Below are 12,929 nucleotides of genomic sequence, written 5' to 3'. Positions count from 1 at the left end.
GAAAATCAACATCATTAAAACCTTCGGGTAGCTGTGGTCGACGAGACATCTGTTCTAGATAATGCATGGTAATGATGCCTAAGCATAGTTGGCGGCAGCTTAAGGATTTAGAAAATGCGATTGGTATTACATGGCTGCTTTGTCCAACTGGAGTTGTTATATAGACGTCTCTCACTATATTTAGCCCGCTTTACAAAATGATTGGCCAGACCAGCAGCGCTTACCTCGTGAAGTAGTTTTGTAAATGCACTAATCAAACACAGTGGGAAGAGCTGGGCTATCCCTGTGTTCCAATAATAGCTGGATGTCTTCCGGTAATGTTCTTCCTCTGGAGAGATCTGGCAAATCATCAACATCAAAAAAGCCGATATCAGAGATTTCGATATTCTCTTTTGGGGCTCCCCCTGTCAGTTCACAGAGAAAAATCAATTTATAAATATGGTATGGGCTTCGCGGGCAGTAAGGGTGGCGCTGGGTATCTCGAAGCGCAACGAGTTTCAGAGTTTTAGCGGTATATCCAGACTCTTCCATGACCTCCCGCTCAACGCCATAGGCGGGTGGCTCGCACACATCTCCCCAGCCACCAGGCAGAGCCCAGCCGCCATCAGATCGCTCTTTAACCAGCAGAATTTTATTATCAAGGAATACACCGCCACGAAGGTCTACCTTTGGGGTGGCATAACCATGATCTGGCAGAAAGTAGTTGTCGACTTTTTCTATGGGGCCCCCGGATAGAAGGGCCGTCATTTCATGAGCAATAGTCTGTAATTGATGGTATCGCTCAAGATCAAATTCATCCCGTGAGAAGGTGAGTCCGTTCTGAGCAATGGCTCGAATCTTTTCTGCCCAGTCGGTCCATGGATTCTTATCTAACTCATCAAATTCAGGCTTATCAACCATTACCGGCTCCATCTTATCATCGTATTAATTAGATGTTCTTTTGCCCGCTTTGCTCTGCACTGTCATCAGGCCCTAGAAGAATAGCTACATTTCGCCAGCGTTTTGAAGATTCCATCATGATTTTTATAAACATGGTGAGAGGTACAGAAAGAATCATTCCAACAGGCCCCAGCAGCCAGCCCCAGAAAATCAACGACAGAAAGACCACCAGGGGGGACAGTCCCAACCCTTGTCCCATGACGTTAGGTTCAATGATATTACCAATCAACACGTTAATTGCCAGGTAACCAGCCATCACCAGCATGGCATCGCCATAGCCAAACTGGAGAAGTGTGAGCAGAATGCCGGGAATCGCAGCAACAATGGAGCCGACATTAGGAATAAAGTTAAATAGAAAAGCGACCAGCCCCCAGAGAACATAAAAGTTTACCCCTTTTGCCCAGAGCATTACGCCGACCAGTATACCAGTGAACATACTGATCAGCGTTTTCAGGGCTACATAGCGGTTGAAGGAGCGAAGAAACCGGCGCATACTCTGTAATTCATGGTCTGGGGACGATAGTGCAATGCGCAGTTTGCCCGGCAGCAGAGGGGCTTCCAGCAGCATGAAGATGGTGGCGATCAAAATCAGCAGGGCAAAGCTCATGGTGCTGCCAAGTTTGCCAATCATATTGGTCAGCAGGCTGACCAGAGCCGATGGGTCAAAGGCATCAGTAAACGTTTTCAGGTCAACATGGATATTTTTCTCAGCAAGATAGATCTGTGCGCTTGTGAATGTCTCGGTCAGTTGCTGGCGGTAACCGGGCAGGGCCGCAGTAAACTCCTGAACAGTGCTGGCTACATTGCCAAGAAAGAACAGCGCAAAGATAACAAATGCTGTTAATGTAAATATAATCCCAAGGATACGGGGGATTTTAAACCGAGCCAGAAGGTCAACCAGCGGGTTTGCCAGCAAGGCGAGAAGTGCAGAAAGTAACAGTGGAATGACCAGTGTGCTGCCCAGCTTGATGCCCGTCATGATAATGATCAGTGCTGCCAGCCCCTGAAATATATGACGGACATGCGTTGTTTTGATGCCCTGCATCAGGTTAACCTCAATGATAATTTATAAAATCTACTGCCAGAACAGTAGATTTCATCATAGTTAACTTGAGCGTGCTATTGATAAAAACGCTATTTATTCAGTCGAGATATCTTTCTTTCAAGTGTTGTTTGAAATAACTGGCCGTTAATGGTTCTCCAGTTGCCCTGGTCATCAGTTCTGCCGTGGAATACTTTCTTCCCTGTGACCAGATGTTGGTTTTCAGCCAGTCAAAGATCGGGGCAAGATTGCCATTTTGAATCTGAGCTTCGATATCGGGCATTATTTTTTTCTGGGCAGAAAACAGCTGTGCTGCAACCATGGCTCCGAGAGTGTAGCTTGGGAAATAACCGAATGAACCCATGGGCCAGTGAATATCTTGCATGCAGCCATTTTTGTGATCACCCGCGACATCCAGCCCCAGATAGTCTTTCATTTTCTGCTGCCAGAGCTCGGGGATATCATCTACCTCGATGCTTCCTTCAATCAGGTCACGCTCAATTTCATAGCGCAGAATAATATGAGCCGGGTAGGTAATCTCATCGGCATCAACCCGGATAAAGCCGGGGCGAACCTGAGTGTAAATTTTTTCCAGATTATCCAGTGCCATGCAGGGCTGAGAGGTTCCATCGCAGAGATGTTTGACGATCAAAGGTTGTATCAGTGATAGGAATGCTGCACTGCGGCCCAGCTGCATTTCAAAAAACAGACTCTGTCCTTCATGGATTCCCATGGATCGGTAAAGGGCAATAGGGAGTTCACGATCCTGCTCTGACAGGTTTTGCTGGTAGCGGGCATGGCCGGTCTCATGGACGATGCCCATCAGTGCTTCAACGAAATTGTCTTCTTTATAACGGGTGGTCAGTCGGACATCTTCACTAACACCGCCGCAGAATGGGTGAGTACTAACGTCCAGTCGGCCATGGTCAAAATCAAAGCCAAGCAACTTCATCACTTCCAGCCCTAGAGCCTTTTGTTTTTCGATCGGGAAGGGGCCTTCAGGTTGAATGATGTTTACTGAAGACTGGTTATCCTGAGCATATTGAATATAGCCCGGCAGCCAGGTTTTCAGATCACCAAACAGCTGGTCGAGTTCCTGGGTGCTGACACCAGGTTCATAAAGTTCCAGAAGGGCATTGTATGGGCTCGTATTACTTTTCTCCGCGCGAACACCCGCTTCCTGACGTGAGAGGTTGACGACCTCTTTCAGGTTTTTGGAAAAGCCTTTCCAGTCATTCTCAGGGCGCTGACTGCGCCAGGCATGTTCACAGTGGGTAGATGCAATAGTTTTTGCTTTTACCAGATCATCTGGAATGGCACTGGCGTGTCGCCATTCAACAGCCATCTCTTCTATGGATCGAATGGTGTCAGGATTGGTTTCCTGAGCCTGTGCTTCCTGTAGCCAGAACTCTACTTCAGGTGCAGTCAGCAATTTATGCAGAAGGGTGTTCAACTCGGCCAGTGCTGCACCACGGGCCTGATTTCCTCCGGCAGGCATCATGGCGGCCTGGTCCCAGCCTGCGATGGCTCCCAGATGCTGAAGGTGATACATCTGCTGGAATCGGTCAACCAGCTTCTCATAAGCAGTGGTCATCGTTGAACTCCATAAACTTTATTATGAGATTTATTGTATGCCTTGATAGGGCTTTGGGATAGGTGGTTTGTGGCGGGTAATAAAAAAGGCCTCCGTCAGGGAGGCCTTGAAATGATGAAGTTAGCTGTTGGCTTTATCTGGATCAAAGTGTTCGCGCAGCTTTTGGAGCAACAGATAGAACACTGGGATCAGCAGGGTACCAAAGATGGTGGCCGCCAACATACCGGAACTTACGGTGACACCGATAATCTGTCGGCTGGCTGCACCAGCACCGCTGGCCAGAACCAGAGGCATTACCCCGAGAATAAAGGACAGGGCGGTCATCAGTACCGCACGGAAACGCAGGCCGGCGGCATTAATGGCTGAGTCGAAAATACTGTTACCTTCCCGGCGTTGAACCATGGCAAATTCCACGATCAGAATCGCCGTTTTCGCAGCAATACCAATCAAAAGCACCATCCCGATCTGTGCATAGATGTCATTGGCAAGCACTGGATTCCACTGACGCATGACATTGATACCAACAAAAGCTCCAAAGGTAGCAATAGGTACTGCACTGATAATAGCCAGTGGCATTGTCCAGCTTTCGTACTGGGCGACCAGGAAAAGATAGGCAAACAGGAAGCATAGGGCAAACAGGATTGGAGCAAGATTTCCTGCTTCGATCTCCTGTAAAGACTGTCCTGACCAGGAATACGTATATCCTTGAGGAAGGTTGTCCGCCAGTCTAGCCATTGCAGCAATAGCGTCACCGGAGCTGTATCCCAGGGCAGCCTGACCACTGATATTTGCAGATTGATAGAGGTTGTAGTGGCCAATGCTGCTGGGACCGAGTACCGGCTTCAATGTAGCAACAGTCGTTAATGGCACCATTTGTCCCTGGCTATTACGTACGTAGAACTTGCTTAGATCAGCTGGGCCTGCCCGGTCAGCGCTTTCAGCCTGCAAGTTGACCTGATAGTTCTGGCCAAACAGTGTGAAATTATTTACATACAGCGAGCCCAGCTGGGTTTGCAGCGTCATGAAAATCTCAGATAACGAGACATCCTGAGCTTTGGCTTTCTGACGATCCACTTCAAGCAGGTATTGCGGCACATTAGCCTGCCAGGTTGAAAATACCCGGGAGAGTTCCGGCTGCTGGTTGGCCTGGTAAATCAGACCATTCATAACCTGGCTTAGCTCTTGGGGGGAGCGCCCCATGGTGTCTTGAAGTCGGAAGTCAAAGCCGCCGGATGAACCAAGACCTGGAATTGGCGGGAATGCAAACGCCATGATCTGCGCTTCCTGCAGTGACCATAATTTAGCCTGGGTTCTCTGTAGAATAGCGTCCTGGTGCAGATCGGGATTCTTTCTCTCTGACCAATCGTCCAGTACAACAATAGCCAGAGCCGCGTTGCTGCTGGCACCACTGAAAATACTAAAGCCGGAAATCGTGATGACGCTGTCCACACCCTTTTCAGAGCGAATCTGGTCTGTGATTTCTCCCATCAGCTCCTGAGTGCGATTTAATGAAGCCGCATCAGGCAGCTGAATGTTGACCGCAAAGAAGCCCTGGTCTTCATTGGGGACGAAGCCGCCAGGTGTCGAAGTAAACATAAAGCCGGTACTGGCCAGCATGACAGCCAGAAGGCCAACGCCCAAAATAGAGCGGCGCAGTAAAATTTTGACCCAGCTCTGGTAACCGCCGGTCAATTTGTGGATAAAAGTGTCTACCGGTTTGAGCCAGACAATCTGGTCGAGACTTCCTTTCTTCAGTAATACAGAGCACAGTGCCGGGCTTAAGGTTAACGCGTTTACCGATGAGATCAGTACGGCTACCGAAATGGTCACGGCAAACTGGGTATAAAGGCCGCCGGTAATGCCAGGCATAAATGCCACTGGAACAAAAACGGCCAGGAGTACCAGTGTGGTGGCAACAATGGGGCCGGATACCTCTTTCATTGCCTGACTGGTGGCGTCTTTTGGCGCCATGCCTTCTTTTGTAATCAGTCGTTCTACGTTCTCAATAACGACGATGGCGTCATCCACCACAACACCGATAGCCAGTACCAGACCAAAAAGGCTGATGGTATTGATGGAGAACCCTATTGCCTGCATGACCGCGAAGGTACCAATCAATGACACCGGGATGGCGATGGCAGGAATTAGTGTTGCGCGCCAGTTCTGGAGGAAGAGGAATACAACCAGAATTACCAGAAGTACCGCTTCAAAAAGTGTTTTGACTACCTCATTGATGGACTCGGAAATAAACTCTGTGGTGTCAAACTTGATGGTATAGTCCATGCCCTGGGGGAAGTTCTTCTTCAGTTCTTCCATCTGGGCTTTTACACCTTTGGCCACGTCCATGGCATTGGCGTCGGGTTGCTGGTAAATAACCAGGAATGCCGTAGGTTTTTTGTTCAGGCGAGCATCACCCTCATAGTTCTGGGAACCTAGTTCCACTTTCGCTACGTCTTTAATTCGGACAAAAGAGCCATCCGGGTTGGCACGGATAATGATATTCCCAAACGCTTCAGGCGAGTCAAGCTGTCCCTGGGTACGAATTGTGTAGGTAAATTGTTGATCAGGTTGGTTGGGAGCCTGGCCAAGTTGTCCAGCGGCAACAATGGCGTTCTGTTCATTAATGGCATTACTGACATCGGATGTGGTGACACCTAGTGCAGCCATTCGGCTGGGGTTCAGCCAAACGCGCATACTGTAGGTCATTGCACCCATAACCTGAGCCTGCGCTACACCCTTGATACGGGTCATTGGGTCTAACAGGTAGTTACTGGCATAGTTGCTCAGGTAAACTTGATCAAACTTGCCTGATTCGGAAACTAGGTTTACCCCGAGCAGCATGTTGGACGATTGCTTTCGTACATTGATGCCCAGTCGGCGAACCTGTTCAGGCAAACTTGGCTCGGCAGCGGCTACGCGGTTCTGCACATTGACCATCGCAATGTCTTGGTCTGTGCCTGATTCAAAGGTTACTGTGATGGACACACTGCCGTTGTTATAGGCGGTAGAGTCCATATAAATCATCCCTTCAACCCCATTTACCTGCTCTTCAATGGGGCGCATAACCGCTGACTCCAGGGTTTCAGAATCTGCGCCTGGGTAAGTGGCACTGATGGTTACCTGGGGAGGAGTGATTTCCGGGAACATACTCACTGGCAGCGTTGTCAGCGAGATCAGACCGACCAGTGTGATCACAATCGAGATAACGAATGCGAATTTGGGCCGGTTAATAAAAAACTGGCTGATCATCTCAGAGACCCTGCTCCTGTGGTTTAGCGGAAGCTGGTGATGAAATAGTACCGGTGGTCGGATTTACGGTAACCAGGGTGGGGGACACTTTGCCGCCCGGGCGCACTTTCTGAAGGCCCTGAACGATAATGTGCTCACCTCGCTTGAGTCCTGATTTGACGACCCACATGGCATTGATACGACGACCAACTTCCACTTGCCGGGTTTCAACGATATTTTCCGGAGTCACAACCAGAACAAAATAACCGGATTGATCCTGTTGAACTGAGGCCTGAGGAATTAGAGGCATCAGCGTTTTGTTATTGCTTTCGGCCTGCAGCGTGACGTACAGACCCGGCAGGATAATACCCTGAGGGTTCGGGAAGGTAGCTCGGAGGGTCAGGGTGCCCATGGTCTCATCTACCTGGGTATCAGCAAAAGTGAAGGTGCCTGGCTGATTGTATTCAGTACCATTTGGAAGCCTGAGAGAAAGCTTGAACATGCCTTTTTCTTCTACCGGGGCTTCATCAATGCTGGTGTTCTGTGTCATTCTTGCACCTGGGTGCTCTGCCAGATGGCTGATTAGCTGGCGTTCATCTACCTGAAAAGTGACATAGATAGGATCCATGCTGGTCAGAGTGGCCAAAGGCTGACTTGAGGGGCCAACCAGATTGCCAACACTGTAGGTTGACTTGCCAATTTCACCTTTGAATGGTGCAGAAATCCGGGTGTATCCAAGATTAAGCTGAGCCGTTTCCAGGTTGGCTTTTGCTGCTTCAACAGCGGCGACCGCCTGGGCTTCAGAACTAGTTTGGTTATCGTAGTCAGCCTGACTGATAGCCCCCCGTTTTACCAGGTCCCGGCTGCGCTCAAGATTTTTCCGGGCGTTAACGAGAGAAGCTTTGCTGCTTGCCAGCTGTGCCTCGGCACCTTTGAGGGCTGCTTCAAATGGGGCTCTATCAATCTCGTAAAGCAGCTGTCCTTCTTCAACCATACCGCCTTCGGTAAAGTTTTTGTTGACGAGAAAGCCTTCTACACGGGCACGGATATCAACTTCATTGATGGCTTCTGAGCGACCAACGTATTCATAATAATCCCCTACTTCCTGATCGATAACACTGAAAACGGAAACTCCAGGTGGGGGCATCTGGTGTTGCGGCTTGTCATCTGTACAACCGGCTAGCAGGAAAATTGAGGTGGCTAAGGCGCCTATCGGAAGCCATTTTCCGAGTTTACGATCAGTGATTTTAGCGATCATTGATAGCTCCGTAAGGGGTCAGATTCTTGCAGGACCCGCAAAAGCAATGTGATGTGCCTGACATCAGTTTAAGCACATCTCTATTCTGATGGCTGCCAATACCGCTATCAGAGGCAGCCTGTTTATACCATTCGCTCAAGGCCCTTTTTGGCCAGACATTTGGTTAGATACTCTGATTCGGTACTTTTTGCATTTAGCAGAATGCATACCGCGTATTTCTCTCTGCAAACGTCATACCCTGTATTGGGGGAAAAAGGTCTAAGTGGCACTTATGTATTACCCTGTATGACTCTGGGGGAAGAGCAGATGTCTTTGGCTTTATATAGGGGAATGCTCTGTGCAAAGCATCAGACAGCATACAGGGTTATGGGTTGTGACGGATAGTATGGGTTTTATCTATCTATAGCCATGTGGAAAACCGAAGTTGGCGAATTTTTTACTATTCAAAATGGAATAAGGAATGGCTTTACACTGCTTTTACCCGATCTATTGACCCGATTGAGATGTAAGCCAATAAACTGAACCCACGATTCAGGAACAGCGGTAAACAACATTGCCATCAGGATCCGAAGTGATGCCTGGCAGCCGTTTAACAAAGCATTCCTGATTGATGAATGATATGATGTCCCGCGCCTCGGGCAAGCTCTGGCATACTGCTAAGATGAAATGCCAATGCTATGCAGATGATTTACTCCTGAGGCCAGCAGTTAAGAGCAGCATATTTCGACTTAAGGTCTAGTGATCTTGAAATTGAAAACCGAAAGTGCTGCCAGATTTAGAATAGTCAATCAGCTTCATCCTTTGTATGAAAAGCTGTATTGGAAGCCTCTTTATTAAATGAATGAACAGAGGCAGCCTGAAAACCCGGGCGGGGGGTGGAATGGCATGACAATCAGTTACCCCATGAGCTGTACCTTTAACCCCGCTTCCCCCAAGGCGGGGTATTTTTTTTATGGAGCACTTTCTATGAGTACAACAGGCAAAACCAATGCCAAGCTGTTGCTGATTGATGATGATATCGAGCTCTGTGAATTGCTGGTGGAATATCTGGCAACTGAGGGGTTTACAGTTTCTGCGGTTCATGATGGAGAAGCAGGGGTTGATGCGGCTCTGTCCGGGGTGCATGACCTGGTGCTGCTGGATGTAACATTGCCTAAATTGAATGGTTTTGATGCACTGAAGCAGATTCGTCAGCAATCGGATATTCCTGTTTTGATGCTGACTGCACGGGGTGACGATGTTGATCGAATTATAGGGTTGGAAATTGGCGCGGATGACTATTTGCCCAAGCCCTATAATCATCGAGAACTGGTGGCCAGAATCAAAGCTATTCTGCGTCGTGGCCGCACACCATTGATTCCAGAAGGGACCAGCCGGACCCTGCAGATTGATGATATTGCATTAAATCTGGCTAATCGTGAAGCAGCGATTTCCGGGGAGCCACTGGAGCTTACAGCAACTGAGTTTCTGGTGCTGAAAACGCTGATTGAAAAAGCGGGTGAACTTATTTCCCGGGATGATCTGACCCAGATAGCTCTTAACCGCAAGCTGACACTTTATGATCGTGCGATTGATATGCACGTGAGCAATGTTCGCAAGAAGATCGGTACACGACCTGATGGTAGTCCAAGGATAAAAACCGTCCGTGGCTCTGGTTATTTTTATATCCTTCCAGGCTAACGGTGTTGCGAGTGCGATTTAAAATCCCCCGGCTGGTGGTATGGCCATGGCACAGTGTCTTCTGGAAGATTTTTCTGTGGTTCTGGCTGACCATGATTGCCATGCTGGTTACGCTGTTTCTGGCTTTTGCCGTGACGGTGGATCCATCGGACTTTTTGTCAGAGCGGCGGGCGCTGTTTCGTGAGCTGGAAATAGCAGCCCGTAAAATGGAACTTCTCTCCCGTACCTCTGTTCATTTACCCATTCCGCGGTTTCCGGGTAGCGGTTACTACCTGTTTGATACCGAGGGGAATATTCTGGGCAGTGCGTCGATCTCTGAAGAATTGATTTCTGCCTACAATAAAACCCGGAATCGCAGCGATCCGACAATTACCTTTCGAAGAGGGGTGGTTGTGGTTGGCCCACAACGAATTAGCCTGAATGATGCCCCCTATGAACTCTATCTCACCAAAGAGATGCCAATGCTGGTGCACTGGCGGGTTCAACAGGTTATCGCACGACAATGGCATCTTATTATCCTGGCATTGGGTGTCAGCTTCTTTCTCTGTATTGTTCTAGCCCGCTATCTTGTTGGTCCGATTCGAAATTTGCAACGAGCATCCAGAAAACTGGCTCGAGGGGACCTGAGTGCCAGGGTCGGCGGCAAGGTTTCCCGACGGAGGGATGAACTGGGTGAGTTGGCCAGGGATTTTGACCATATGGCTGAGCAGGTAGGGTCTCTGGTGTTCAGTAAAGAGCGATTGCTGCGTGATGTATCCCATGAGTTAAGATCGCCGCTAACCCGGTTGCAGATCTCTCTGGCACTGGCCAGACGGAAAACACCCGATGCCGAGGCAGAGCATGCCCGTATTGAAAGAGAGATCGAGCGTCTGGATCAGTTGATAGGGCAGATCATCCACTTTTCCCGTATTCAGCATAATATTGCCAATATGGCCTGTGAGAAGATATCTCTCGAAGGCATGCTGAAAAAACTGGTGGACGATGGCAACTTTGAAGCGCAGGCTCGAGATAAGGCGGTAGTGTTCAAAGAAACCGCTAAAATTGAGCTGGTGGCTGTTCGTGAGTTTCTGTCCAGTGCGGTGGAAAACATCATCAGAAATGCTATCCGCTTCACTCCGGAAGGTTCGGAAGTTGAGGTTCGCCTGTTTCGTGAAAATGATGTGGCACTTATTCGTATCAGGGATCACGGTCCAGGTGTGCCCGAAGAGGCACTTGAAGACCTGTTTGAGCCTTTCTTCCGGGTGGATGAAACACGGGGTAAGGAAAATGATGGAACGGGTCTTGGGATGGCGATTGCCAGTACCGCGGTGTCCCAACATAACGGTGCGATTGTCGCCTGTAATGCCCATCCGGGTCTTGAAGTCACCATTCGTCTTCCGTTAAGGAATGGGTTGAGTGTCTGAGTTGGCTAACCTCTGCTGGGACCTATCGTATGCTGAAGCCAGAGCGATGCAGACGACACTGGCCAGTCAGGTTGTCCAGCGTGATGATCTACCTGAGATCAGGCGTGTTGCCGGTGTTGATGTTGGCTTCGAGGATAAGGGGCTGGTCACCCGTGCAGCCATTGCTGTGCTGGCTTTTCCTGGTTTGGAACTTCTGGATTATACCATTGCCAAAGTACCGACTCAGATGCCCTATATCCCTGGATTGCTTTCGTTTCGAGAGTGTCCGGCGATTCTTGAAGCACTTGCCCAGCTGAGGGTGCAGCCTGATCTTCTGCTTTGTGATGGTCAGGGAATTGCCCATCCACGACGGTTTGGCGTAGCCTGTCATGTTGGGGTAATCACTGGGCTGCCAGCCGTTGGTGTTGCCAAGAGCAGGTTGTGTGGAAAAAGTGATACCCTGTCGGAAGAGAAAGGGGCCAGGGTTGACCTCTGGGATAATAATGAAGTGATTGGCAGTGTGGTGCGAACCAGAAGCGCAACCCGTCCACTGTATATCAGTATTGGCCATAGAATTTCGTTGAACACGGCGGTGCATTATGTTGAAGCATGTCTTACACGCTACCGGTTACCAGAAACCACCCGATGGGCAGATGCACTGGCTTCAAACCGGGGTAAGGCAGTTGCCAGAGCAAATCAGATTCTGGCTCACTAGTTTTTTTTGTGTGCTGTCAGTTATGCTCCTTGGTGGTTGTGCAGGAAATGATCGGGAAGTGTACAGTCAGCAGAGTTTTCAGCAGCTGGTGAATGAAGGTTTTCTCGCACCACAGATTCGCAGTCTGGATATGTTGCCACTTATGATGGTGCAGCTTTATCTGGACACTCCCCAGATTTTTATCCAGGGGGATGGTAAGCCCCTGATGTTCCATATCAACGGTACGGTGGATGCTGATGTCTTTGGGGGGATGGTTACCGAAAAACTGCCGGTTCAGATTACTGGCTTCACTCAGCTGAGATATTCTAAAGAAGATGAGGCCATTTATTTTGATCAGATAGAGTTTATGGAAGCTCAGATTGACTTGGAAGTGGCTTTGTTTAAAACCATGATAGTGGACAGCTTCCAGAAAGCGCTGCTAAAAGAGCTTACAGAGATGCCATTGATCTCATTAGTAAAAACGCCGGAACTTGCTGCAGCTATCGAATTACTTTCCAAAAATAATGCTGGTGGGCATATCCAGTTTGATACCCGGGAAGGCAGTCTGGTTATTGAGGAGGTTTCGAGTCAAAGTGACAGTTCTGCCGGCTAAAGCTTGTGTCGTAGGCGCTTCTTAAAGATGGAAAGTTCTCTGCCTTACAGACAGGCCGGTCTTAAATTGAAAGTGTCGACCCACATTGCATATTGGCAGGCACTGCAACATCCATTTTCTCAGGATAGGTAAGCTTCAGGCTGTTCATAATTGCAATAAACTCTTTCTTGCTCTTTCCTCCGCCTATCCTCAGATTGAACAGTTTTTCTTCTCGAATGGATGAACAGGTAAAGCCTCTGTAGTCATGGGCAGGGTATACAAGGGTTGTTTCTGGCAGGGTGAATAGCTTATACCAATTGAATTTTCTAACTACTGTATAACTGCCCAATCACGGGAGCACAGACTGAACAGTCGACCAGCTTCGCTGCAAAGGTTATTCCAAGCTTCACAGCAACAATCTACAATATTTTCATAACCTGAAAATGCTTTGTTTGATAAGTCATGCTCCCGCATCCACTCCCATAGCCTTTCTGAGCTGTTTAACTCCGGTGCGAATGGT

At 48.8% G+C, this 12,929-nt stretch carries 9 protein-coding genes and 1 pseudogene; 4 read left to right on the top strand and 6 right to left on the bottom strand.

Annotated features, from left to right (window positions below; all coding sequences use genetic code 11):
- Positions 1 to 249: 249 nt before the first annotated feature.
- The 5 genes from AK963_RS18955 to AK963_RS18935 form a co-directional block, all read right to left on the bottom strand.
- The gene (locus AK963_RS18955) at positions 250 to 900 is read right to left on the bottom strand and encodes an NUDIX hydrolase (protein ID WP_066017003.1); all 651 of its coding nucleotides are present in this window, start codon (positions 898 to 900) and stop codon (positions 250 to 252) included.
- Positions 901 to 928: 28 nt separating this feature from the next.
- Positions 929 to 1,984 carry an AI-2E family transporter gene (locus AK963_RS18950; protein ID WP_066017002.1) on the bottom strand — a complete coding sequence of 352 codons (1,056 nt, stop codon included), beginning with the start codon at positions 1,982 to 1,984 and terminating at the stop codon, positions 929 to 931.
- Between the two features lie 97 nt (positions 1,985 to 2,081).
- On the bottom strand, positions 2,082 to 3,575 hold the full coding sequence (locus AK963_RS18945; RefSeq protein WP_066017001.1) for a carboxypeptidase M32: 1,494 nt from the start codon (positions 3,573 to 3,575) through the stop codon (positions 2,082 to 2,084).
- Positions 3,576 to 3,695: 120 nt separating this feature from the next.
- A complete protein-coding gene (locus tag AK963_RS18940) occupies positions 3,696 to 6,824 on the bottom strand; it encodes an efflux RND transporter permease subunit (protein WP_066017000.1) in 3,129 nt (1,042 codons plus the stop codon).
- A 1-nt stretch (position 6,825) separates the two neighbouring features.
- Entirely contained in the window at positions 6,826 to 8,061 is a 1,236-nt protein-coding gene (locus tag AK963_RS18935) for an efflux RND transporter periplasmic adaptor subunit (RefSeq protein WP_066016999.1), read from the bottom strand.
- Between the two features lie 885 nt (positions 8,062 to 8,946).
- Here AK963_RS18935 and AK963_RS18930 point away from each other — a divergent pair.
- From AK963_RS18930 to AK963_RS18915, 4 genes are read left to right on the top strand one after another with little or no spacing between them, the layout of a single operon-like run.
- Positions 8,947 to 9,741: a response regulator gene (locus tag AK963_RS18930; RefSeq protein ID WP_420795622.1), complete on the top strand. Its 795-nt coding sequence runs from the start codon at positions 8,947 to 8,949 to the stop codon at positions 9,739 to 9,741.
- A gap of 11 nt (positions 9,742 to 9,752) precedes the next feature.
- Complete coding sequence (locus AK963_RS18925) at positions 9,753 to 11,144, top strand: ATP-binding protein (protein WP_083232768.1); 1,392 nt, start codon at positions 9,753 to 9,755, stop codon at positions 11,142 to 11,144.
- On the top strand, positions 11,137 to 11,838 hold the full coding sequence (nfi, locus tag AK963_RS18920; RefSeq protein ID WP_083232767.1) for a deoxyribonuclease V: 702 nt from the start codon (positions 11,137 to 11,139) through the stop codon (positions 11,836 to 11,838). Before AK963_RS18925 ends, nfi begins: the two co-directional genes overlap by 8 nt.
- 58 nt (positions 11,839 to 11,896) lie before the next feature.
- A complete protein-coding gene (locus AK963_RS18915) occupies positions 11,897 to 12,430 on the top strand; it encodes a hypothetical protein (RefSeq protein ID WP_238593779.1) in 534 nt (177 codons plus the stop codon).
- Between the two features lie 309 nt (positions 12,431 to 12,739).
- Here the strand turns inward: AK963_RS18915 and AK963_RS35600 are convergent.
- A pseudogene (locus AK963_RS35600) lies at positions 12,740 to 12,929 on the bottom strand (IS630 family transposase); the annotation flags it as partial.

The sequence above is a fragment of the Endozoicomonas atrinae genome (assembly GCF_001647025.1).
Classification (GTDB): Bacteria; Pseudomonadota; Gammaproteobacteria; order Pseudomonadales; family Endozoicomonadaceae; genus Endozoicomonas; species Endozoicomonas atrinae.
This window is presented reverse-complemented; position numbering and strand designations above follow the sequence as displayed.

Excerpts from the sequence above, each read along its gene's own strand:
- AK963_RS18955 (WP_066017003.1), bottom strand. The coding sequence starts at position 900 with ATGGTTGATAAGCCTGAATTTGATGAGTTAGATAAGAATCCATGGACC.
- AK963_RS18950 (WP_066017002.1), bottom strand. The coding sequence starts at position 1,984 with ATGCAGGGCATCAAAACAACGCATGTCCGTCATATATTTCAGGGGCTG.
- AK963_RS18945 (WP_066017001.1), bottom strand. The coding sequence starts at position 3,575 with ATGACCACTGCTTATGAGAAGCTGGTTGACCGATTCCAGCAGATGTAT.
- AK963_RS18940 (WP_066017000.1), bottom strand. The coding sequence starts at position 6,824 with ATGATCAGCCAGTTTTTTATTAACCGGCCCAAATTCGCATTCGTTATC.
- AK963_RS18935 (WP_066016999.1), bottom strand. The coding sequence starts at position 8,061 with ATGATCGCTAAAATCACTGATCGTAAACTCGGAAAATGGCTTCCGATA.
- AK963_RS18930 (WP_420795622.1), top strand. The coding sequence starts at position 8,947 with ATGACAATCAGTTACCCCATGAGCTGTACCTTTAACCCCGCTTCCCCC.